Origin of the sequence: Pseudomonas sp. PS01303 (assembly GCF_029959385.1) — a bacterium.
Classification (GTDB): Bacteria; Pseudomonadota; Gammaproteobacteria; order Pseudomonadales; family Pseudomonadaceae; genus Aquipseudomonas; species Aquipseudomonas rustica.
Map to the genome: position 1 here is coordinate 1 of NZ_JASCPK010000107.1, position 20,771 is coordinate 20,771.

Genomic DNA, 20,771 nt, shown 5'->3' on the forward strand with positions numbered 1-20,771 from the left:
GCCGAAGGCTGCGATCTTTTGATTGTCAAAAACAAAATCAAAAGATCGCAGCCTTCGGCAGCGCCTACACGAGCATCAACAGCCCGAGCCGCCGTAGCGACTACCCAATCGACTCAGCGATCGGGCAGGGTGATGTTGAGTTCCAGAATCGAGCAACTGCCCTGGCTTTCCAGTGCAACATGTACGTCGTCGTTACCGATGTTGACGTACTTGCGGATCACGTCGACCAGTTCCTTCTGCAAGGCTGGCAAGTAATCCGGCGTGCTGCGCTGGCCGCGCTCATGCGCCACGATGATCTGTAGACGCTCTTTCGCTACCGAGGCGGTACTTGGCTTTTTGTTGGCACGAAAGAAGTCAAAAAGGTTCATTACCTACCTCCAAACAGGCGCTCGAAGAATCCCTTCTTCTCGACATCGAGGAAACGGTGGGCTTTTTCTTTGCCCAGCAAACGGTCGACGGTATCGCTGTAAGCCTGACCGGCATCGCTCTGGTCGTCGAGAATCACCGGTACGCCCTGGTTGGATGCCTTGAGCACCGCCTGGGATTCCGGGATCACGCCGAGCAGGGTGACCGAGAGGATTTCCTTGACGTCTTCAACGCCAAGCATCTCGCCCTTTTCCACACGCTCTGGATGGTAGCGAGTGATCAGCAGGTGTTCCTTGATCGGGTCTTCGCCACGTTCGGCGCGACGCGATTTGCTCGCCAGCAGGCCGAGCATGCGGTCCGAATCTCGTACCGAGGACACTTCCGGGTTGGTCACGACGATCGCTTCATCAGCGAAGTACATGGCCAGGTGTGCGCCTTTTTCGATGCCCGCCGGGGAGTCGCAGACGACGAACTCAAATTGTTCCTTGAGCTCCATCAGGACTTTTTCCACGCCTTCGACGGTCAGCGCGTCTTTGTCGCGGGTCTGGCTGGCGGCCAGCACGTAGAGGTTTTCCAGGCGCTTGTCTTTGATCAGCGCCTGTTGCAGGTTGGCTTCGCCGTTGACCACGTTGACGAAGTCATACACCACGCGGCGCTCGCAACCCATGATCAAGTCAAGGTTACGCAGGCCCACGTCGAAGTCGACGATCACTGTTTTGTGGCCGCGCAGAGCGAGGCCGGTACCGATAGCGGCGCTGGTGGTGGTCTTACCCACACCACCCTTGCCGGATGTAACCACGAGAATCTTGGCCAAGGTGTTTCACCCCTAAGGAAGAAGGACTTTTTAGCCCCTGAAAAACATCTCTTGAAAACTACTGCAGTCGGACAGCCTTGGCTGGAATTTGGCTTTAGGCCTTTTTCCTACTTCGTTTGAGCCGTTTTCGCTACGTTTTAGAGATGCTTGGAAAATGCGGCAGTATCCGTTAAAGCCGAATGATGTTCAACACGTCGCCCGACAGGCTGACCTGTACGCCCGAGCCCCACATTGGATCGCGGCGCAAATCCTCGGAAACCTTGTAATGACCGGCGATGGAGATCAGTTCAGCGCTCAATTGCTGACAGAAAATCCGTGCCTTGGTGTCACCCTTCACGCCGGCCAGCGCACGGCCACGCATCGGGCCGTATACATGGATGTTGCCATCGGCAAGAAGTTCCGCCCCCGGACTGACCGAGGAGACCACGACCAAATCGCCACCCTGCGCGTATATCTGTTGGCCACCACGTACTGGCGTGGTGATGACGCGGGTCTGTTTGACGGTCGGTTCTGGCGGCTTTTCCGGCTTCTTTTTGACTTCGGCTTCGGGCATCTCCAGTGGCCGTTCACGGGCACCGGACGGCGGCAGCACCGGAATGTCGATGGCGATGGCGGCGGCGATGTCTTCGATGCGGCTGGCGCGAATCGCCAGGGTGCGCAGGCCATGTTGGCGGCACACGCGCATCAAACCTGGCAGGTCGACCGCGCCTTCGCTCGGCGGCAGTTTGTCCAGGGCCAGAACCAGCGGCGCGTTGCTGAAGAAATTCGGCGCCTGCGCAACTTTGGCGGCCAATTGCCGATCGAGGCTGTCGAGGTCGTTACGGGCCAGTTCCAGCACGGTAATGGCCAGCATGCTGCCCTTTAGCTGGAACACGGGATCTTGGTTTAACGGTTCGGTTTTGCTCATGTCGGCATACAACGGCTTGTCACTAAAAGTGCCGAGACTTATAACGAGAACGCCCGCAGGCCGCAAGCCGGGTCGAACGATGTAGAATGCGCGGCCACTGTATTTACGGAAGCTTTAATGGATCGCCCGCGTTTTCGAAAAGCATTTCTTGCTCCACGCTTCTGGCCGCTCTGGTGCGGCTTGGGGCTTTTGTGGCTGATCGTGCAGCTGCCGTATCCGGCGTTGCTGACCATCGGTCGATTTTTGGGTGCGTTGATGTATCGCTTCGCCGGCGACCGGCGGCGCATTGCCAAGCGTAATCTGGAACTGTGCTTCCCGGAAAAATCCGCGGCGGAGCGCAAACGCCTGCTCAAGGAAAATTTCGCCTCGACCGGCATCGCTTTTTTTGAAATGGCGATGAGCTGGTGGTGGTCGCGTGAGCGTCTGGCCAAACTCGCCCACGTCGAAGGGCTGGAGCATTTGCAGAAAGCCCAGCGCGAAGGCAAAGGCGTGATCCTGATGGCGGTGCATTTCACCACCCTGGAGATCGGCGCGGCGCTGCTCGGCCAACAGCACACCATCGACGGCATGTACCGCGAGCACAAAAATCCGTTGTTCGACTTCATCCAGCGTCAGGGCCGTGAGCGGCACAACCTCGATTCGCTGGCGGTGGAGCGCGACGACGTGCGCGGCATGCTCAAGCTGCTGCGTTCCGGTCGGGCGATCTGGTACGCGCCGGATCAGGACTACGGCGCCAAGCAAAGTATCTTCGTGCCGCTGTTCGGCATTCAGGCAGCGACGGTGACGGCGACGACCAAATTTGCGCGGCTGGGTAAGGCGCTGGTAGTGCCGTTCACTCAGGAGCGTCTGGCGGACGGCAGCGGGTATCGGCTGGTGGTGCATCCGCCGCTGGAAGATTTCCCGGGCGAGACCGAAGAAGCCGATTGCCTGCGCATCAACCAATGGGTCGAAGGCGTGTTGCGCGATTGCCCGGAGCAATACTTGTGGGCGCATCGTCGCTTCAAGAGCCGGCCACCGGGCGAGCCGAAGTTGTACGCCAAACGCGGTTGATTCACCCCATCCCCTAAGCACCACGGAGTGTTGCGATGAGCCCAGCGGAACCGGTCACAGGTTTGATTCTTTCCGGCGGCGGGGCTCGGGCGGCTTATCAAGTGGGCGTGCTGGCGGCGATTGCCGAATTGTTGCCGGTGGGCGCGGACAATCCGTTCCCGGTGATCGTCGGCACCTCGGCCGGCGCGATCAACGCGGTCAGCCTCGCCAGCGGCGCCAGCGATTTCCGCGCGGCGATCGAACGGCTGACGCTGTTCTGGCAAGGCTTTCGCAGCCATCGCGTGCTGCGCAGTGACTGGCCCGGGGTGATCCGTCAGGCCAGCCGTTTTGTCAGCCACAGCCTGCTTGGCCTCGGTCGGCATCTGCCGGTAGCGCTGCTCAACAGTTCGCCGCTGCGCGACCTGCTCAATGAAAAACTGCACCTGCCCGGCATCGCCGAATCCATCGCGCGCAAGCAATTGCATGCGGTGGCGGTGACGGCGTTCGGCTACGAATCGGGGCAGGCGGTGACGTTCTATCAGGGCGGCGGCACGATTGATTCTTGGCTGCGCCATCGGCGCATCGGTGTGCCGACGCAACTGTCGGTCGATCACTTGCTCGCGAGTTCGGCGATTCCGTTGTTGTTCGCGCCGGTAAAAATCGGTGATGAGTATTTCGGCGACGGCGCGGTGCGGCAATCGGCGCCGATCAGTCCGGCGCTGCACTTGGGTGCCAGTCGCGTGTTGGTGGTCGGCGTCAGCGGCAACCCGCGTGGCTTTGATCCGCAGCAGCCGCTGGAACGCACTTACACCGGGCAACAGCCGACACTCGCGCAGATCGGCGGGCACATGCTCAACAGCACGTTCATTGACAGCCTGGAAAGCGACATTGAGTTGCTGCAGCGGCTCAACCAGTTCAGTCATCTGATGCCCGCCGGCACGCCGACACGCGAGTTGGGCGTGGCGCCGGTGGAGGTGTTGGTGATTTCACCGAGTCAGCCGATCGATGAGATTGCGGCGCGGCATCGTCAGGAATTGCCGGCGGCGTTGCGCTTGTTTTTGCGTGGCCCAGGGGCGACGAAAACGAGCGGGGCAGGGGTGTTGAGTTATCTGTTGTTCGAGGCGGGGTATTGCAGCGAGTTGATTGATTTGGGGCGAAGGGATGCGTTGGCCAAGCGTGAGGAGTTGTGCCGATTTCTCGGAATTCGGCAGCCTGAAGCCCTTTGACCTGTCAGGTATGACAGTAGACGGCTGATGGTTATGTCCTTAGCTTTATCCCATGGACAGGGGGGGAGCGATGGACAGTCAACAATGGACGGATACTCACACGCCGGCACTCTCTGTCTTGGACTCACGCGGGCTGGCCGTGCGAAGCGTTGCCTATTGTCGACACCCGAAAAATCCTTCCATTGAACCTCGCATTACCCGCAATCATTTTGATGCTGCCGGCCGGCAGATAGCGTCATGGGATCCTCGATTGTGGGGGGGCGCAGCGAAACCGAACCTCGCGACGACCTACAATCTGCAAAACCAGCCCCTATTGGTGGACAGCGTTGATGCAGGCTGGCAACTGACTCTGACGGATCAGGCCGGTATGGCTCGCTCTTTCTGGGACGGCCGTGGGAGTCAACGGCACACCGAATACGATCATCTGCAGCGGCCGACGATTGTTTCGGAGCATCTGGCGCAGGATTCACCGAAGGTTTGCGACCGTTTTGATTATGGCGATGGCTCTTACGCGTTTGCCGAGCATAACCAGTGCGGCCAACTCTTGCGGCATGATCATCCGGCAGGCAGTCGCAGCCTCGACGAATACGGCGTGAGTGGTTTGCTGTTATCGGAGCAGACGCGGTTTCTGCGTGATCTCGAGTTGCCTGACTGGTCGTGCGAATCCGTGTCAGCCCTATTGGAGGACGAGGTTTTCAAGTCAACGCAGACGTATGGTCCTTTGGCAGAAGTGCGCTGCCAGACGGATGCCGCGGGCAATGTCAGATTCTTTGAGTTCGACCGGGCGGGGCAACTAAGCGCCGCCCGACTCAAACTCGCTGGCTCCTTGGAACCTCCGCGTTTGCTGGTCAACGATATACATTACGACGCTACGGGTAACCGCATCAGTGAGCAGACTGGCAATGACGTAGTGAGCACTGCCCACTACGCCATTGAAGACGGACGTTTGCTGCAAATGCAGTCCCGCAATGGCGAGGGCGGTGTGCTGCAGGATTTCAACTATGAGTACGATCCTGTCGGCAACATCGTAACGCTTCAAGACCTTGCGCAGCCGACGCGTTACTTCAAGAATCAGCGCATTGATCCGGTTAACCGTTATGTTCATGACAGCCTTTACCAACTGGTCGAGGCCACGGGCAGTGAAGTCAGCCAACCCAGCCATGGCCCTGCATTACCCGGCTGGCAAACTACGCCACTGGATCCCAATCAGTTACGCAATTACGTCCAGACATTCGATTACGACGCGGCCGGCAACCTGAAAAGGCGCCACCACAGCGATGCAGAAACTTTCGAGATGTTTACGTCGTTGCAGAGCAATCGCAGCGTTGCCGATAAAGCGAGTCTGGCAGATGGCTTCGATGCGAACGGCAATCAACTGGAGCTTTTACGCGGTCAACAGATGACGTGGGATGTTCGCAACCAGTTGAGTGGGGTGACGATGGTCAATCGTCCTGACGGTTCAGGCGATGCCGAACATTACTGTTATGAGCGCCCCGGCCATCGCTTGCGCAAGGTTGGCGTTACGCAAGCTGCCAGTCGCACTTTAAGTACTGAAGTTCGCTACTTGTCGGGGCTGGAAATCCATCGTGATACCGCCACCGGAGAAGAGCGGCATGTCATCAGTGTTGATGCCGGGCACAGCCAGGTTCGCGCCTTGCACTGGGAAACCGGAAAACCTGCGGATGTGCGCAATGATCAATTGCGTTTTTCCCTGAGCAATCATTTGAACTCATGCACTCTGGAATTGGATGAGTGGGGCAGCGTCCTGAGTCGGGAGGTTTATTACGCGTATGGCGGCACGGCGCTGTGGGCGGGGGGTAGCGAGGTTCAGGCGAAGTACAAAACAATTCGTTATTCGGGAAAAGAGAGGGATTTGACGGGGCTTTATTACTATGGTTATCGCTATTACGCGCCTTGGTTACAGCGATGGGTGAGCACGGATCCCGCAGGGGACGTGAATGGTTTGAATGTGTTTTTGTTTTGTGGGAATGAGCCTGTTATCCGTGGTGACGGTCAAGGATTGTTTTGGGAAGAAGATACGTTTAACTCTAGATATAAGCCGATAGGTTATTTAAGCGAGCAGTCCGGGGTGATGGGGGAAAATATAACAAATACGGTGATTGGAGGGTTGGCTTTAGCAATGGCGGAAGTTGACATGGCGATCTCTTCGTTAGGATCAAAAGATGGGGCCGTGAAAGCAGATATTCTAGCATTGGAATATGTTAAAAATACGTTCGGTAGTAAGGTGGATCTTAACAGGTTAGTAAACGAGTTAGAGAGGGTGAAAGCGGTCTTGGCGAATTACTACGAAGGCCCTGAGGCGGTGTTGTTGGTTCAGCGGCCCTATATCGGCGAGGCGAAAGATAAGGGACGTGGTGACGAAAGGCTTTATTCAGGTGTGCGTGTTGTACCGAAAGATCCTTATGAACGTCTGGTCATTTCAAAAAGAGAGCTCAACAGCAAAGATACACTAGATGTGGCTTTTATCCATGCCGCAGCAGTTAGTGTTGGTGGTCATGAGGTTGTGCCCCTTGCAAGAGGGTATCCAATGATCGCACCAGAGGCTACTTTCTATTTCGGAGTGGCGATGCAAAATGGTAAATTTGATTCCATGCTGGCTTCAGGATTAAAGAAGCAGTTGAGCTATTTGGAGATAAAAAATCTTTTGGGGCTAAATAAGGTTCTTGATATTGGTAAAAGTGGGACGTTAGAAGCGGCAACAAGGACGAATATTCTTCTTCGAGATGCAGGAGCAATAAGTTATTTTGTTAAAACCTGGTCTCATCTAGTGGGGGCGGCGAAGCTGCCACCACCGCCTTATCCGCGAGAGATGAGGGAGCAAAAGACACAGTCGTACCCTTCAAAGGCACCTGCTTAGGATCGGAATTGCAAGCGGGCTTTTTCCTTAATGTACTGAAAAAGCCCGCATGCAATGAGCCGCATCAGAAGTGGAACTTCACCAGGAAGCTGGTCACGTTCTGATTGGTGGTGAACGCACGGGTGTCGTCGATCCCGTACTTGTCTTTCCAGTAGTCGTACTCAACACCAACGTACAGCTGCTTCTCGCCGAAATTCAGCGCCTTGCCCAGGTCGTATTTGACTTGTGGGTTGAAGTGCAGGTTGGCGTGGTATTCGCCACGGTTGTTTTCGTCGTTGTCGACGACCCAGTCCATGTAACCGTCGATCAGCACGTTCGAGTCGCCGACCGGAATGGTGTAGGACCAGACCGGGGTGATCTGCCAGACGTTGTCACCCGGGCGCGAGCCTTCGGTGTGGCGCTGGTAGAAGTTCAGCTGGAAGTAGTCGAAGCCCGGGATGGCCAGGTCGAAACCTGGACCGATCAGGTAGGACTCGGTGTCACCCTCGCCGAACTCGTAGGTCATCGCCAGCAGGACGTCTTTGATCGGGCCGAATTCGATCTTCTGGTCGAGTACCTTGCCCAGCGAGATGCGTGGCTGGAACTCGCCGTAGTAGGTGTTCGGGCCGTTGTTGAAGTCCTTGTCACCGTTGTAGAAGATCTTGTCGACGAACAGGAAGTTGTCCCCATACTTCCACGCATCGGCGTGCTCGAAGGTGACGGTCTGCTGGATCGCAGGGTTGACCTTGAAGTCCTTACCGTAGAGGTAGGTCAGGCTGTTGTTCTGCCATTGCAGCAGGCCATCGGCCATGGCCTGGCCGCCGGCCAACATCGATCCCGCAAGCATCAGGCTGGTGCACGTACGTTTCATTCGGTTGCTCCCAAAGTAGGTGTTCCACGTTTATTTTTTTTAAGATCGGCGCTCTGGTGTGGCGCCTTTTTTCGTTACTGCAAAAGTCATCCAATCGGTCAGCTTTGCTGGTGTTAGCAAGAGCTGGGCCAAGGCTTTTCGAAAAGCAAAAAAAACGCCCGTCGGCTGCTGCAAAACAGTCGATTGAGCGTGTTTTCGGGATGCCTCGGTACTGGCCGGGGCCGGGATAAGTTGGCCCGTCGGTCAGGAATTAAATCCGGGCTTTTTTTTAGACCGAATTCATGAGGCCGCGGAGAATACTGACTCCTCGGCCAGCTCTCAAGTGCCCCGCAACAGAGCACCGACGACAGGTATGGGGCACGGTTGCGGGTCATCTTAAAAATGCACCTTCACCAGCAGGCTGGCGGTGTTCTGATTGGTGTCGAGGTTGTGGCTGCTTTCGACGCCGTATTTGTTCTTCCAGTAGCTGTATTCGGTGCCGACGTACAACTGCTTCTGACTCCAGCCCAGGGCTTTGCCGAGGTCATATTTGATCTGCGGATTGATGTGCAGGTTGGCGTGGTAAGTGCCGCGCGAGTTCTCGTCGTTGTCGACCACCCAATCCAGATAGCCATCGATCAGCACGTCGGAATTGCCCACGGGAATGCTGTAAGACCAGCCGGGGGTGATCTGCCACACGCCGTCGCCGGGGCGCGGGCCTTCGGTCTGGCGGCGGAAGATGTTGAGGGTGACGTAGTTGAAGCCGGGCACCTTGAGGTCGAAGCCCGGGCCGATCAGGTAGGCCTCGCTTTCACCTTCGCCGTACTCGTAGGTCATCGCCAGCAGCACGTCTTTGATCGGGCCGAATTCGATCTTCTGGTCGAAGATCTTGCCGAACGAGAAGCGTGGGGTGAATTCGCCGTAGAAGGTGTGCGGGCCTTTGTTGCGGTCTTCTTCGCCGTTGTAGAAGATTTTGTCGACGAAGAGAAAGTTGTCGCCGTATTTCCACTTGTCGGCGTGCTCGAACGTGACCGTCTGCTGAATCGACGGGTTGATCGCGAAATTCTTGCCGTACAGGTAGCTGAGGCTATTGGTTTGCCACAGCAGTAAATCGCCAGCCATGGCTTGACTCGCGGCCAGCAGGCCACCACCCAACAGCATGTTTGTCTGTGTACGAATCATCTGTTGCTCCCTCTTGTTTTTATTGTTTGAGGCGCAGAGCTGTTGCTTGCCCTTGTAGGAGCAGAGCTTGCTCGCGAAAGCGGTGGGTCATTCAACATTGATGGTGGCTGACCTGGCCTCTTCGCGAGCAAGCTCTGCTCCTACAGGAGTACTTCGGTGTTGCTTTAGTGCTGGTGTGCGTGGCAGTCGTTGATGGCCGCGCGCTCTTTGCCGCCGAGAATGTTGAACAGCAGGTTCAGCGTCAGCGCGCTGAGCGTTGCCATGGCGATGCCGCTGTGGGTAATCGGGCTCATCCACAGCGGCAGGTGCGCGAAGAACTCAGGGCGCACCACCGGGATCAGGCCCATGCCGATGCTCACCGCGACCAGCAACTGGTTGCGACGGTCACCGATGTCGGCTTCTTGCAGAATCTTGATGCCGGTCGCGGCGACCATGCCGAACATTGCAATCGCTGCGCCGCCGAGTACTGCCGGTGGAATCGATGCCACCAGGAACGCGGCTTTCGGCAGCAGGCTCAGCACGATCAGCAAGCCACCGGCAACGATGGTCACCGAGCGGCAGCGCACGCCGGTCATCTGCACCAGGCCGATGTTTTGCGCGAACGAGGAGTGGGTGAAGGTGTTGAAGAACCCGGCGACAAACGAGGCGCCGGCATCACACAGCAAGCCGCGACGCAGCATCCGTGGGCAGACTTCCTGGCCGGTGATCTTGCCCAGCGCGAGGAACATCCCGGTGGATTCCACGAAGATGATCACCACCACCAGACACATTGACAGGATCGGCGCGAGTTCGAATTTCGGCATGCCGAAATGCAGCGGGGTAACGAACTGAATCCATGGCGCGTTGGCCATGCCGCTGAGGTCGACCATGCCGATCACGCCGCACAGGATGTAGCCGAAGCACATGCCGATCAGTACGGAAATGTTGACCCAGAAACCGCGCATGAAGCGGTGCACCAGCAGAATGGTGCCCAACACCAGGGCGGCGATGGCCAGATAAATCGGTGAACCGAATTGCGTAGCGCCTGCACCGCCGCCCGCCCAATTCACGGCGACGGGGAACAGCGACAAACCGATCGAGGTGATGACCGTGCCGGTCACCAGAGGCGGGAAGAAGCGTACGACCTTGGACATGAATGGGGCGATGATCATGCCGAAGAAACCGGCGGCGATCGTTGCGCCGAAGATGCCTTGCAGGCCGATTCCGGGCATGCCGGCCATGGCGACCATGCTGCCGACAGCGGCAAAACTGGCGCCCATCATCACCGGCATGCGAATGCCCATCGGGCCGATGCCCATGGACTGGACGATGGTGGCGACACCGGCGACCAGCAGGTCGGCGTTGATCAGGAAGGCAATTTCTTCACGACTCAGGCCAGCGGCCTGTCCAATGATCAGCGGCACCGCGATGGCACCACCGTACATCAGCAGAACATGTTGCAAACCGACCAGGATCAGTTGCAAAAGGGGCAATCGCTGAATGGCGGGTGCGTCGGGGATGCGCGCTTTGGACAGCTCGGACATGCAACACCTCAGATCTTTTTATTCTTGTGATTGAACAGCTGCCGGGTTGCTCGCAGCTGTCCTTTGCATCATTCGTATGTGTGGGTAGAGGAATTTTGTGGCGAGGGGATTTATCCCCGATGGGCTACGAAGTAGCCCCAAAACCTGCAATCGCAATACATCAGGCAGATGGCAATTGCAGGGTCTGCGACGGCTGCGCCGCCGATCGGGGATAAATCCCCTCGCCACAGGTAAATCCCTTCACCTCAAAAGCCTGCTGTTAGCAGGCTTTTGTGTGGCTTAGTTGGTCTGGGCTCCCTGCACAATCCAGGCGCCGATCAGGTCACGTTCCTGCTGGGTCATCTGTGTGATGTTGCCCAGTGGCATGATCTGACTGGTGACCGCTTGTGCCTGAATCCGCGCCGCGTTCTGGCGGATCTGCTCAGGGGTGTCGAACATCACACCCGCTGGCGCTGCGCTGAACAACGGACTGGTCGGCTTGGCCGAGTGGCAAACCGCGCAGCGTTCTTGAATCACGCTGTGCACTTTGTCAAAGCCAGGGCCGGCGTTGGAGGCTTGTGCCGGTGCAGCAGGTTCGGCAGGGGCTGCCGGTGCCGCTTCAGCCGGTTTCGCGCCACCACCCAAAGCCGTTTCCGGCAGCGATTGGTACTCGATTTTTGCTGGAGCCTTGGCCACTTCCGGAGCGGTCGACATCGGCGTTGGGCCGGTGACGTACGCCAGCGTGATCATGCCTACCGCTGCAACCGGCAGAGTCCAGGCAAACTTGTGGCTGTCGTGACGGGTGTTGAAGTAGTGACGAACCAACACGGCCAACACCGCGATCCCGGCCAGGATCAACCAGTTGTACTGGCTGCCATAGGTGCTCGGGAAGTGGTTGCTGATCATGATGAACAGCACCGGCAGGGTGAAGTAGTTGTTGTGACGCGAACGCAGCAAGCCTTTGGCCGGCAGTGCCGGGTCCGGCGTGCGGTTTTCGGCAATCGCCGCCACCAGTGCGCGTTGCGCCGGCATGATGATGCGGAACACGTTACCGACCATGATGGTGCCGATGATCGCGCCGACGTGCAGGTACGCACCACGACCGCTGAACACTTTGCTGAAGCCATACGCCGCGCCGATGATCAGCACGAACAGTATGAAGCCGAGCAGAGCAGGGCGTTTGCCCAAGGCCGAGTCGCACAGGAAGGAGTAGATGAACCAGCCGAGGAACAGCGAGCCGATACCGATGGCCACGCCTTCAGGGCCGCTCAGTGTGCTGCCCGGAGCCAGCAGGTAGAGCGTTGGATTGGAGTAGAACACCACGCACAGCAGCGCGATACCCGACATCCAGGTGAAGTAGGCTTCCCATTTGAACCAGTGCAGGTTCTCCGGCATTGCCGGCGGGGCCAGTTTGTATTTTTCGAGGTGATAGATACCGCCACCGTGGATCGCCCACAGGTCACCGGCCAGACCGGTTTTCGGGTTGACGCGGTTGAGGTTGTTCTCCAGCCAGACGAAGTAGAACGACGCGCCGATCCAGGCCACGCCAGTAATCATGTGAACCCAGCGCACGCTCAGGTTCAGCCATTCCAACAGATGTGCTTCCACAGTCTTTACCTCTCGCCTGTCACTCTTGTTGTCGAGTGATCAGACCTTCTCTTATTGGTGGGGGGCGAGGAACAGACGCTCTTCCTCTTTGAAAAAATGCTCATCGCAGTTATTGCCTGTGCCACTGCGATCAACCACCAGGAAGTCATCCCGCTTTTCGATCGTCAGCACCGGATGGTGCCAAACGCCGCGATGGTAATTAATGCCCTGCCTGCCGTTGGTGACGAAGGCGCGGACCAAGCCTGATACAGGTTCATCGCCAACTGGCGCGACCACGATCAGAAAGGGGTTGCCGAGCAGCGGAATGAAAGCCTGGCTGCCCAGCGGATGGCGTTCCAGCATGCAAACGGTCAGCGGCATGTCCTGCGCGTCGGCGCGGAAGATGCTGATGATCGCGTTGTCCTCAGGCTGAGCGGTTTCGACCGTCGCCAGTTTGTGGAAGCGCATGGTCGAACCGTTGTTGATCATGAAGTGATCGCTGCCGTCGGTTTCGATCACGTCACCGAAAGGGGCGAAGGCTTCTTTGGTCAGCGGTTCAATCGTTAGTGTGCGCATGCTGTTCTTCTTTTCGTTGAGTGATCGTTCCCACGCTCCGCGTGGGAATGCAGCCCGTGACGCTCCGCGTCACATCCAAAACGGACGCAGAGCGTCCAGTGATGCGTTCCCACGCAGAGCGTGGGAACGATCATTGCGGTGTTATTTAGCGACCTTGCCCAGTACACGCAGGCGGCTCACACCACCGTCCGGGAACACGTTCAGGCGGATGTGGGTAATCGGGCCCAGTGCTTTGATTTGCTCGACGAAGGTGTGCTCGGCGTGCATTTCCAGCTTCTGGCTTGGCAGCAGATCGCGCCAGAACAGCGACTGGGTTTCGATCTGGCTGTCAGTACCACCTTTCACGAACGCGCCCTGGATCGAGCAGGTGTCCGGGTAGTTGCCTTTGAAGTGCAGGGTGTCGACGACGATCTTCTCGATCTCGCCCGGGTGACCCAGCGCGACGATGACCCAGTCATTGCCCGGCGTACGACGACGTGCAGTTTCCCAGCCGTCGCCCATGTTGATGCCACGGCCCGGGTTGAGGATGTTGCTCATGCGGCCGAAGTGTTCGTCGGAGCAGGCGAGGGCGCGGCCACCGTTGAGGGCTGCTGCCAGATCGACTTGCTCGTTGTCGCCAACGGCCGACCAGTCGCGATGCGGCACACCGTACACGCGCAGACGGGCAACACCGCCGTCCGGGTAGATGTTGAAGCGCAGGTGGCTGAACGCTTGGTCGTTGCTGATTTCGTGGTAGTGGTGGCTGTTGCCCTGCAGCTCGACGGCCGACAGCACTTCAGTCCACTGAGTGTTGTCATCAGGCTCGCCCGAGGCCAGGAAGCACGCTTCCAGCGAGGCCGATGGCGGGAAGTTGCCGGTGAAGAATGAAGTGTCGATGTCCACGCCTTTGATCGAGCCCGGTACGCCCAGACGGATCACTGCGCTGTCGAAGCCTTCAAAGCGCTTGCGGCGCGATTCCCAGCCGTCCATCCACTTGCCGTTGTCATCGAACACGCCCTCCTTCCATACGGCCGGGGTCGGTTGGAACAGACGATTGGCGTCTGCGAACCAGTCATCGGTGACCGAGATGATTTTGGTGCCCAGACGGGCATCGGCCAGGTTGACGAACTTCTCGAAAGGTACGGCGTAAGCTTTCATTCTTCTTGTCTGCCTTTAAATAAGTGGCTGGGGATGCTTGCAGGGCCCTGGGAAACACAAGCGTTCTAGAGGTTTCTCGGGCCAGGCTCGCTATAGGGTCAGTAAACGGAACAGGGCAATCTTGTTGATCTCCGCCAGCGCGCACTTGAACTCGGTGTCTTGCGAGTTGTGAATGCGCGTTTCGAACGCCGCGAGGATCTGATGCCGGTTGCTGCCTTTTACCGCCATGATGAAGGGAAACTTGAACTTGGCTTTGTAGGCGTCGTTCAGCTCGGTGAAGCGCTGGAACTCTTCGGCCGTGCATTGGTGAATACCGGCGCCAGCTTGTTCATTGGTGCTGGCTTCGGTCAGTTGGCCCTGGACGGCAGCTTTGCCGGCCAGGTCCGGGTGAGCGTTGATCAGGGCCAGCTGACTGGCGTGATCGGCGCTCAACAGGATGTCGCTCATGCGCTGGTGCAGGGTTTCGATCTCGTCGATCGAAGCGTCCACGCCCAGGTCGTAGGCCTTCTCGGCCACCCATGGCGAATGTTCGTAGATGTCGGCGAAAGCTTTGACGAAAGCGTCGCGGCTCAGGGTCGACGGTTGCAGGGTTTGAAAGCGGCTCATTTGGCGGCCCCTTGGTACGGCTGGGTTTCGTGCCAGTGACGCGCGATGTCGACGCGACGGCTGAACCACACCTGTTCATGACTTTTGGCGTATTCGATAAAGCGTTTGAGCGAGGCGATGCGACCCGGACGGCCGATCAAGCGGCAGTGCAGACCGATCGAGAGCATTTTCGGTGCTTCAGCGCCTTCGGCGTAGAGCACGTCGAACGCGTCTTTAAGGTATTCGAAGAAGTCGTCACCCTTGTTGAAACCCTGCACTTGCGTGAAGCGCATGTCGTTGGTGTCGAGGGTGTACGGGATCACCAGATGCGGCTTGCCGGTCGGGTTGTTCGGTTCCCAGTAGGGCAGGTCATCGTCGTAGGTGTCGCAGTCGTAGAGGAAACCACCTTCTTCCATCACCAGACGACGGGTGTTCGGGCCAGTGCGGCCGGTGTACCAGCCCAGTGGGCGCTCGCCGGTGATTTCGGTGAGGATGCGGATCGCTTCGAGCATGTGCTCGCGTTCCTGCGCTTCGTCCATGTACTGATAGTCGATCCAGCGATAGCCGTGGCTGCAGATCTCGTGGCCGGCATCGACCATCGCGCGGATCACATCCGGGTGGCGCTGAGCGGCCATGGCCACGGCGAAGATGGTCAACGGAATGTCGAATTCCTTGAACAGTTTCAGGATCCGCCAGACGCCGGCACGGCTGCCATACTCGTAAAGCGATTCCATGCTCATGTTGCGCGCGCCTTGCAGCGGCTGAGCAGCAACCATTTCAGACAGGAAGGCTTCGGATTCTTTGTCGCCGTGCAGAATGTTGCGCTCGCCGCCTTCTTCGTAATTGAGTACGAAGGACAGGGCGATGCGGGCATTGCCCGGCCAGTGTGGGTGAGGAGGGTTACTGCCGTAACCGATCAGGTCGCGTGGGTAGTCAGCGCTCACTGCAGTCTTCCTTCTTATTCATGACTTGTTCAAAGTCGGGATTTTGTGGCGGCCTGGCGGTGAGTGAACAGGCTGGCGTCACAGCGATGGGCTGATTGTATACAACTTTAATCGCAATTTGTAAGCCTGAATTTTCGCATTTTTCACCGACTGTCATCTTTTACTGCTATTGGCGTGAGCCTGCAAGAAACCTGCCTGACCCGTCAGCTTATGGATAGGAGGTTCAATGAATAGGCGCGTTGCTGGCAGATCAAGGGGAAACGCCCGAATGGCGGGGGTGATGTGAAAAATGTCGTTTTTATTGTGTACAATTTTTTTGAAAAGTGTCTTAATCAGTCGCTCGCCGCAGCTTTTCGTGCTCCGAATCGGTGCGGTCTCCTTTTCAACTGACTTCGGGAGGCGCGAAGTCTGACTGCTTCCACGCAGGCAGGCGCGCAGAATCAATGGGACGTTTGACAACACACGTTTTGGACGCTGCACACGGTTGCCCGGGCAGTTCGATCAAGGTCGAGCTGTACCGCGTTGAAGGTTCGCAACTGGAATTGGTCGCCAGTGCGATTACCAACAGCGATGGCCGGGTCGATGCACCGCTGCTGCAAGGCGATGATTATCGTACCGGCGTTTATCAGGTTCAGTTTCACGCGGGCGATTACTACCGCGCCCGTGGTGTTCAGTTGCCGGAACCGGCCTTTCTGGACGTGGTTGTGCTGCGCTTCGGCATCTCTGCCGAACAGGATCACTACCATGTTCCGTTGCTGATTTCGCCGTACAGCTATTCCACGTACCGGGGCAGCTGACCCCCAAGCAGCTGCCCCCACCGGGAAGCGACTGCGCATATAGCTTCTTTGGTCTTTCGCCCGCCCACACTGCGGGCTTTTTTTCGTCCTTGAGAATAGTGGTGTCTGGTCTGACGCCTTCGCGAGCAAGCCCGCTCCCACAGGTGGAACGCATTCCAAATGTGGGAGCGGGCTTGCTCGCGAAGCTTTTGCTGTTAGCGGCTCAACAGGGACGCGGCACCCGCGCCACTGAACAACCCGGCACTGATCCGGTTAAACCAGCTCTGCCCCTTGCCACTGCGCAGATACCGCGCCGCCCCATGCGCACCCAGCCCGTAAGCCAGTTTGCAGCACAGATCGAGCACCACCCAGGTGGCAATCATGATCAGCAATTGCGGCAGGAACGGCTGCTGCGCGCTGAGGAACTGCGGCAGAAACGCGGCGAAGAACAGGATGTCCTTCGGATTGCTCGCGCCCAGCACAAACGCGCGCCCGAACAAGGTGCGAAAGCGCGGAGTCGGTGCAGCCTGAGGCACTTCCGCGCCTACCGACGGCTGACGCGATTGCTGCCAGCTCTGCCAGGCGAGGTAGAACAGGTACAGTGCACCGACGATTTTCAGCGCACTGAACAACTGCTCCGACGCCAACAGCAGGGCGCCCAACCCCAAAGCCGAAGCACTGAGCAAACAGATCGACGCAATCACGCCACCCAAAAACGCCGGGTAAGAACGGCGCAAACCGTAATTCAGACTGTTGCTGATCATCAGCAATGACAGTGGCCCCGGAATCAGGATCACCACCAACGCAGCGCCGCTGAACAGCAGCCAGGTTTCCAGACTCATCACTTTCCTCCTTTTTTGTTGTACTGAAAAATGCACAAAAGCCCCACCCGTGAGGGTGAGGCCGTTTTGAAGCCTGAACCGCGTAGCGCTTACAGGAAGATGAACTTGGCGATGAAGATCGCGCAGAGCACCCACAGGCTCACGGAGATTTCCTTGTACTTGCCGGTACCGGCCTTCAGCGCCACATAGGTGATGAAGCCCAGTGCGATACCGTCGGCGACCGAGAAGGTCAGCGGCATCATGATGGCGGTGACGATTGCCGGGATGGCATCAGTGGCTTCGTCCCACTCGATGTGGGCCATGCCGCCCATCATCAGCATTGCTACGTAGATCAATGCACCGGCGGTGGCGTAAGCGGGAATCATGCCGGCCAGCGGTGCGAAAAACATTGCCGCTATAAATAGCACACCTACGGTCACTGCGGTAAGACCAGTCCGACCACCAGCGGCCACACCGGCAGCACTTTCCACGTAACTTGTTACTGGCGGAACGCCGACCACCGCACCGAATACGCTGGAAGCACTGTCGGCTTTCATCGCGCGGGAGAGGTTTTCGATGCGACCGTCAGCGCCGACCAGATTGGCGCGCTGAGCAACGCCCATCAGCGTACCGGCGGTGTCGAACATGTGTACAAAGAGGAAGGCCAACACCACGCTGATCATGCTGACGTTAAACACGCCGGCCACGTTCATCGCCATAAAGGTCGGCGCCAGACTTGGCGGCGTCGACATGATCCCTTCGTAATGCACGATGCCCAGACCCCAACCGGCGAGGGTTACGGTGATGATGCTGATGAGGATCGCGCCGAAGATTTTGTGGTAGCTGAGGATCGCAATCATCAGGAAGCAGATGGCGGCGAGCAGCGGGCCAGGTTCACGCAGGGAACCGAGCTTGATCAGGGTTGCCGGGCTGTCGACAACAATGCCAGCGGTTTTCAGGCCGATCAGACCGAGGAACAAGCCCACACCGGCACCCATCGCAAAGCGCAGGCTGACCGGAATACTGTTGAGCAGCCACTCACGAATCCGCGAGAAGGTCAGGATCATGAACAACACACCGGAAACAAACACCGCACCCAGCGCGGTTTCCCAGTTGTAGCCCATGGTGCCGACCACGGTGTACGTGAAGAACGCGTTGAGGCCCATGCCCGGCGCCAGGCCGACTGGCCAGTTGGCGTACAGGCCCATCAACAGGCAGCCCAGTGCGGCGGCGATACAGGTGGCGACGAACGCCGCACCGTGGTCAATCCCGGCATCGGCCATGATGTTCGGGTTGACGAAGATGATGTAAGCCATGGTGATGAAGGTTGTCAGACCGGCAATCAGCTCGGTCTTCACCGTGGTGCCATGCAAGCTGAGTTTGAACAAGCGCTCCAGCAGGCCAGTGCGTAATGGCGGCGAGAGATCCAGCGTCGATGCTTCGGATTTGCGGCTTTCCACAGCGAGTACTCCTCAAGAGTTTTATTGTTATTTCCAGGGCCGGACCCATGAGGGGTGGCAGCGGCCCTTTGAGGCACTTGCGAATTTGTTGACCATGCGGTCAGGAACTCGCACGCTGTGGATTATGCTTTTGTGTACAAATAAAGCAAATATTGTTTTTGGTTTTGTTTACGAAAGTTCCATTGATAGGGATATATCGCCTTTGAGGGCCCCTTCGCGAGCAAGCTTTGCTCCTGCAAGGCAACTCAAACCGTAGGAGCAAAGTTTGCTCGCGAAGAGGCCGGCCCATTCAATCGAGAACTGTCTGACTGTTCCCCAGCGCCAGATTCACCGCCAACCACCCATTCACCGCCGCCTCCCCAGCCTCGGCAAACACCCGCTCCAGCAACTTCACCTGCTCACGCCGCAACGCCTGCTCAAACTTCGCACCTTCCGCCGTCAATTCCAGCAGCCGTTTACGCTTGTCCGCCTCCGACGCCACGCTGTCGACCAGGTACATTTCCTGCAACTGCCGCAACGGCATGTTCAGCGCCTGCTTGCTCACGCCGAGCAAGCCAAGCAATTCCTTCACGCTCAAATTCGGATAGCGCGCGATGAAAAACACAATGCGCTGATGCACCCGCGACAACCCGCGGCGCTCGAGCATTTCGTCAGCCTTGGCGGTGAACGCCTGATAGCCGAAGAAAAACGCTTCCATCGCCTGTTGCTGGCTCGTTGGGTTTTTAAGGTCAAGCATGTTGACGTACTCGCTCAAGCTGTCGTAATTTCAGTCAACCAGTTTGACTCATTTTAAACCACCCTCGCTACCGGTGACCTCCATGGCTTTTTCCGAACGTGTCTCGCGCCTTAAAAGTTCTTTGATCCGTGAAATCCTTGCCGCCGCCCAGCGTCCTGAGGTGATGTCGTTTGCTGGAGGTTTGCCCGCCGAAGCCATGCTGCCGAAAGTCGAATGGGCGGACATGCCGCTGGCGCTCGGTCAATACGGCATGAGCGAAGGCGAACCGGCATTACGCGAAGCACTGGCAGCCGAGGCGAGGGCGCTCGGTCTGGAATGCGAGGCGAGTCAGGTATTGGTGGTCAGCGGCTCCCAGCAAACTCTCGATCTGGCGGCCAAGCTGTACATCGACAAAGGCACGGAGATTCTGCTCGAAGCGCCGACCTATCTGGCCGCACTGCAAATCTTCCAGCTGTTCGGCGCCGATTGCCTGACCGTGCCGCAAGAGTCCGACGGCCCGAACCTGGCGCACTTGCGTAATCGTCTGGAACAACATCGCCCGGCGTTCATTTACCTGATCCCGACTTTTCAGAACCCATCAGCCGTGCGCTACAGCGAAGCCAAACGCGCAGCAGTCGCCGCATTGCTCGATGAATTCGGCGTGACCTTGATCGAAGACGAGCCCTACCGCGAACTGACCTTCGACGGCGGCAGCGCCAAACCGATTGCCGGACGCTTGCAGAAATCCAGCTGGATCTACACCGGCACCGTGTCGAAAACCCTGCTGCCGGGTTTGCGCGTTGGCTACTTGATCGCCAGCCCGGATCTGTTTCCGCACCTGCTTAAACTCAAGCAATCGGCGGATCTGCACACCAACCGCATAGGCCAATGGCAGGCGCTGCAATGGATCGGCACAGAGAAATATCAGCAGCATTTGAGTGCGTTGCGTGGGTTCTATCGCCAGCGACGCGATGCGTTTCAATCGGCACTGGAAACGCATTTTGCCGATTTGGCGGATTGGAACATGCCGCAGGGCGGGCTGTTTTTCTGGCTGACGTTGAAGCAACCGCTGGATACGCGAACGCTATTGAATGAAGCGTTGGCCAATGATGTGGCGTTTATGCCGGGCGAGCCGTTCTTCCCGGAGCCGGATAATCATCATGGGCATTTGCGTTTGAATTTCAGCCATATTGATCCGGCGCGGCTGGATGAAGGGTTGAAGCGGCTGGCTGCGGTGGTGCGGCAGGCGCAGATAAATAAAGCAGCGTGATAAAAACAAATAAACCGGCTCAAGGGCCGGTTTATTTTTGTCTGGGATTTGCTGTGTCTGAGAGGGCCTCTTCGCGAGCAGGCTCACTCCTACAATTGGAATGCGTTCCCCTATAGGAGTGAGCCTGCTCGCGATAGGGTCATCAGCCCAACATAGAAATATCAGAC

General features: G+C 57.8%; 19 protein-coding genes. 5 read left to right on the forward strand and 14 right to left on the reverse strand.

Going from position 1 to position 20,771, the window contains the following annotated elements; genetic code table 11:
* Positions 1 to 113 precede the first annotated feature (113 nt).
* The 3 genes from minE to minC form a co-directional block, all read right to left on the reverse strand.
* Entirely contained in the window at positions 114 to 368 is a 255-nt protein-coding gene (minE, locus tag QMX93_RS22670; protein ID WP_003223146.1) for a cell division topological specificity factor MinE, read from the reverse strand.
* The gene (gene minD, locus QMX93_RS22675; RefSeq protein ID WP_007913953.1) at positions 368 to 1,180 is read right to left on the reverse strand and encodes a septum site-determining protein MinD; all 813 of its coding nucleotides are present in this window, start codon (positions 1,178 to 1,180) and stop codon (positions 368 to 370) included. The genes minE and minD overlap by 1 nt, the downstream gene beginning before the upstream one ends.
* 169 nt (positions 1,181 to 1,349) lie before the next feature.
* Positions 1,350 to 2,087 carry a septum site-determining protein MinC gene (minC, locus tag QMX93_RS22680; RefSeq protein ID WP_053118637.1) on the reverse strand — a complete coding sequence of 246 codons (738 nt, stop codon included), beginning with the start codon at positions 2,085 to 2,087 and terminating at the stop codon, positions 1,350 to 1,352.
* A 117-nt stretch (positions 2,088 to 2,204) separates the two neighbouring features.
* Here minC and QMX93_RS22685 point away from each other — a divergent pair, with 117 nt between their 5' ends.
* The 3 genes from QMX93_RS22685 to QMX93_RS22695 all read left to right on the forward strand — a co-directional run bounded on the left by QMX93_RS22685 (position 2,205) and on the right by QMX93_RS22695 (position 7,220).
* The gene (locus QMX93_RS22685) at positions 2,205 to 3,137 is read left to right on the forward strand and encodes a lipid A biosynthesis lauroyl acyltransferase (protein ID WP_053118640.1); all 933 of its coding nucleotides are present in this window, start codon (positions 2,205 to 2,207) and stop codon (positions 3,135 to 3,137) included.
* Between the two features lie 35 nt (positions 3,138 to 3,172).
* Entirely contained in the window at positions 3,173 to 4,342 is a 1,170-nt protein-coding gene (locus QMX93_RS22690; protein WP_282358048.1) for a patatin-like phospholipase family protein, read from the forward strand.
* A gap of 70 nt (positions 4,343 to 4,412) precedes the next feature.
* Entirely contained in the window at positions 4,413 to 7,220 is a 2,808-nt protein-coding gene (locus QMX93_RS22695) for an RHS repeat-associated core domain-containing protein (protein WP_282358049.1), read from the forward strand.
* A gap of 64 nt (positions 7,221 to 7,284) precedes the next feature.
* On the opposite strand, the gene QMX93_RS22700 is transcribed toward QMX93_RS22695, so the two are convergent.
* From QMX93_RS22700 to puuE, 8 genes are all read right to left on the reverse strand, one after another.
* Positions 7,285 to 8,070 carry an outer membrane protein OmpK gene (locus QMX93_RS22700; protein WP_212551378.1) on the reverse strand — a complete coding sequence of 262 codons (786 nt, stop codon included), beginning with the start codon at positions 8,068 to 8,070 and terminating at the stop codon, positions 7,285 to 7,287.
* 375 nt (positions 8,071 to 8,445) lie between these two features.
* Positions 8,446 to 9,231 (reverse strand): outer membrane protein OmpK, encoded by a 786-nt coding sequence (locus QMX93_RS22705; protein WP_053118648.1) that lies wholly within the window; start codon positions 9,229 to 9,231, stop codon positions 8,446 to 8,448.
* Positions 9,232 to 9,395: 164 nt separating this feature from the next.
* Positions 9,396 to 10,754: a nucleobase:cation symporter-2 family protein gene (locus QMX93_RS22710; protein WP_053118650.1), complete on the reverse strand. Its 1,359-nt coding sequence runs from the start codon at positions 10,752 to 10,754 to the stop codon at positions 9,396 to 9,398.
* A 279-nt stretch (positions 10,755 to 11,033) separates the two neighbouring features.
* Positions 11,034 to 12,341, reverse strand: a complete 1,308-nt coding sequence (locus QMX93_RS22715; RefSeq protein WP_282358050.1) for a urate hydroxylase PuuD — start codon at positions 12,339 to 12,341, stop codon at positions 11,034 to 11,036.
* Between the two features lie 51 nt (positions 12,342 to 12,392).
* The gene (locus QMX93_RS22720) at positions 12,393 to 12,896 is read right to left on the reverse strand and encodes an ureidoglycolate lyase (RefSeq protein WP_053118654.1); all 504 of its coding nucleotides are present in this window, start codon (positions 12,894 to 12,896) and stop codon (positions 12,393 to 12,395) included.
* A gap of 141 nt (positions 12,897 to 13,037) precedes the next feature.
* Positions 13,038 to 14,033 (reverse strand): allantoicase, encoded by a 996-nt coding sequence (alc, locus tag QMX93_RS22725; protein WP_053118656.1) that lies wholly within the window; start codon positions 14,031 to 14,033, stop codon positions 13,038 to 13,040.
* 90 nt (positions 14,034 to 14,123) lie between these two features.
* Positions 14,124 to 14,639, reverse strand: coding sequence for a 2-oxo-4-hydroxy-4-carboxy-5-ureidoimidazoline decarboxylase (uraD, locus tag QMX93_RS22730; protein WP_008080897.1), 516 nt, complete (start codon positions 14,637 to 14,639; stop codon positions 14,124 to 14,126).
* A complete protein-coding gene (gene puuE, locus QMX93_RS22735; RefSeq protein WP_034151757.1) occupies positions 14,636 to 15,562 on the reverse strand; it encodes an allantoinase PuuE in 927 nt (308 codons plus the stop codon). Before puuE ends, uraD begins: the two co-directional genes overlap by 4 nt.
* Positions 15,563 to 16,005: 443 nt before the next feature.
* Between puuE and uraH the strand changes: the two genes are divergently transcribed.
* The gene (uraH, locus tag QMX93_RS22740; protein WP_008031462.1) at positions 16,006 to 16,359 is read left to right on the forward strand and encodes a hydroxyisourate hydrolase; all 354 of its coding nucleotides are present in this window, start codon (positions 16,006 to 16,008) and stop codon (positions 16,357 to 16,359) included.
* A 194-nt stretch (positions 16,360 to 16,553) separates the two neighbouring features.
* On the opposite strand, the gene QMX93_RS22745 is transcribed toward uraH, so the two are convergent.
* From QMX93_RS22745 to QMX93_RS22755, 3 genes are all read right to left on the reverse strand, one after another.
* Positions 16,554 to 17,180, reverse strand: coding sequence for a LysE family translocator (locus QMX93_RS22745; RefSeq protein WP_008080903.1), 627 nt, complete (start codon positions 17,178 to 17,180; stop codon positions 16,554 to 16,556).
* 89 nt (positions 17,181 to 17,269) lie between these two features.
* Positions 17,270 to 18,619 carry an NCS2 family permease gene (locus QMX93_RS22750; RefSeq protein ID WP_159815647.1) on the reverse strand — a complete coding sequence of 450 codons (1,350 nt, stop codon included), beginning with the start codon at positions 18,617 to 18,619 and terminating at the stop codon, positions 17,270 to 17,272.
* Between the two features lie 289 nt (positions 18,620 to 18,908).
* Complete coding sequence (locus QMX93_RS22755) at positions 18,909 to 19,355, reverse strand: MarR family transcriptional regulator (protein WP_282358052.1); 447 nt, start codon at positions 19,353 to 19,355, stop codon at positions 18,909 to 18,911.
* An 82-nt stretch (positions 19,356 to 19,437) separates the two neighbouring features.
* On the opposite strand from QMX93_RS22755, the gene QMX93_RS22760 reads away from it, so the two are divergent.
* Positions 19,438 to 20,604 carry a PLP-dependent aminotransferase family protein gene (locus tag QMX93_RS22760; RefSeq protein ID WP_282358053.1) on the forward strand — a complete coding sequence of 389 codons (1,167 nt, stop codon included), beginning with the start codon at positions 19,438 to 19,440 and terminating at the stop codon, positions 20,602 to 20,604.
* Positions 20,605 to 20,771 lie beyond the last annotated feature (167 nt).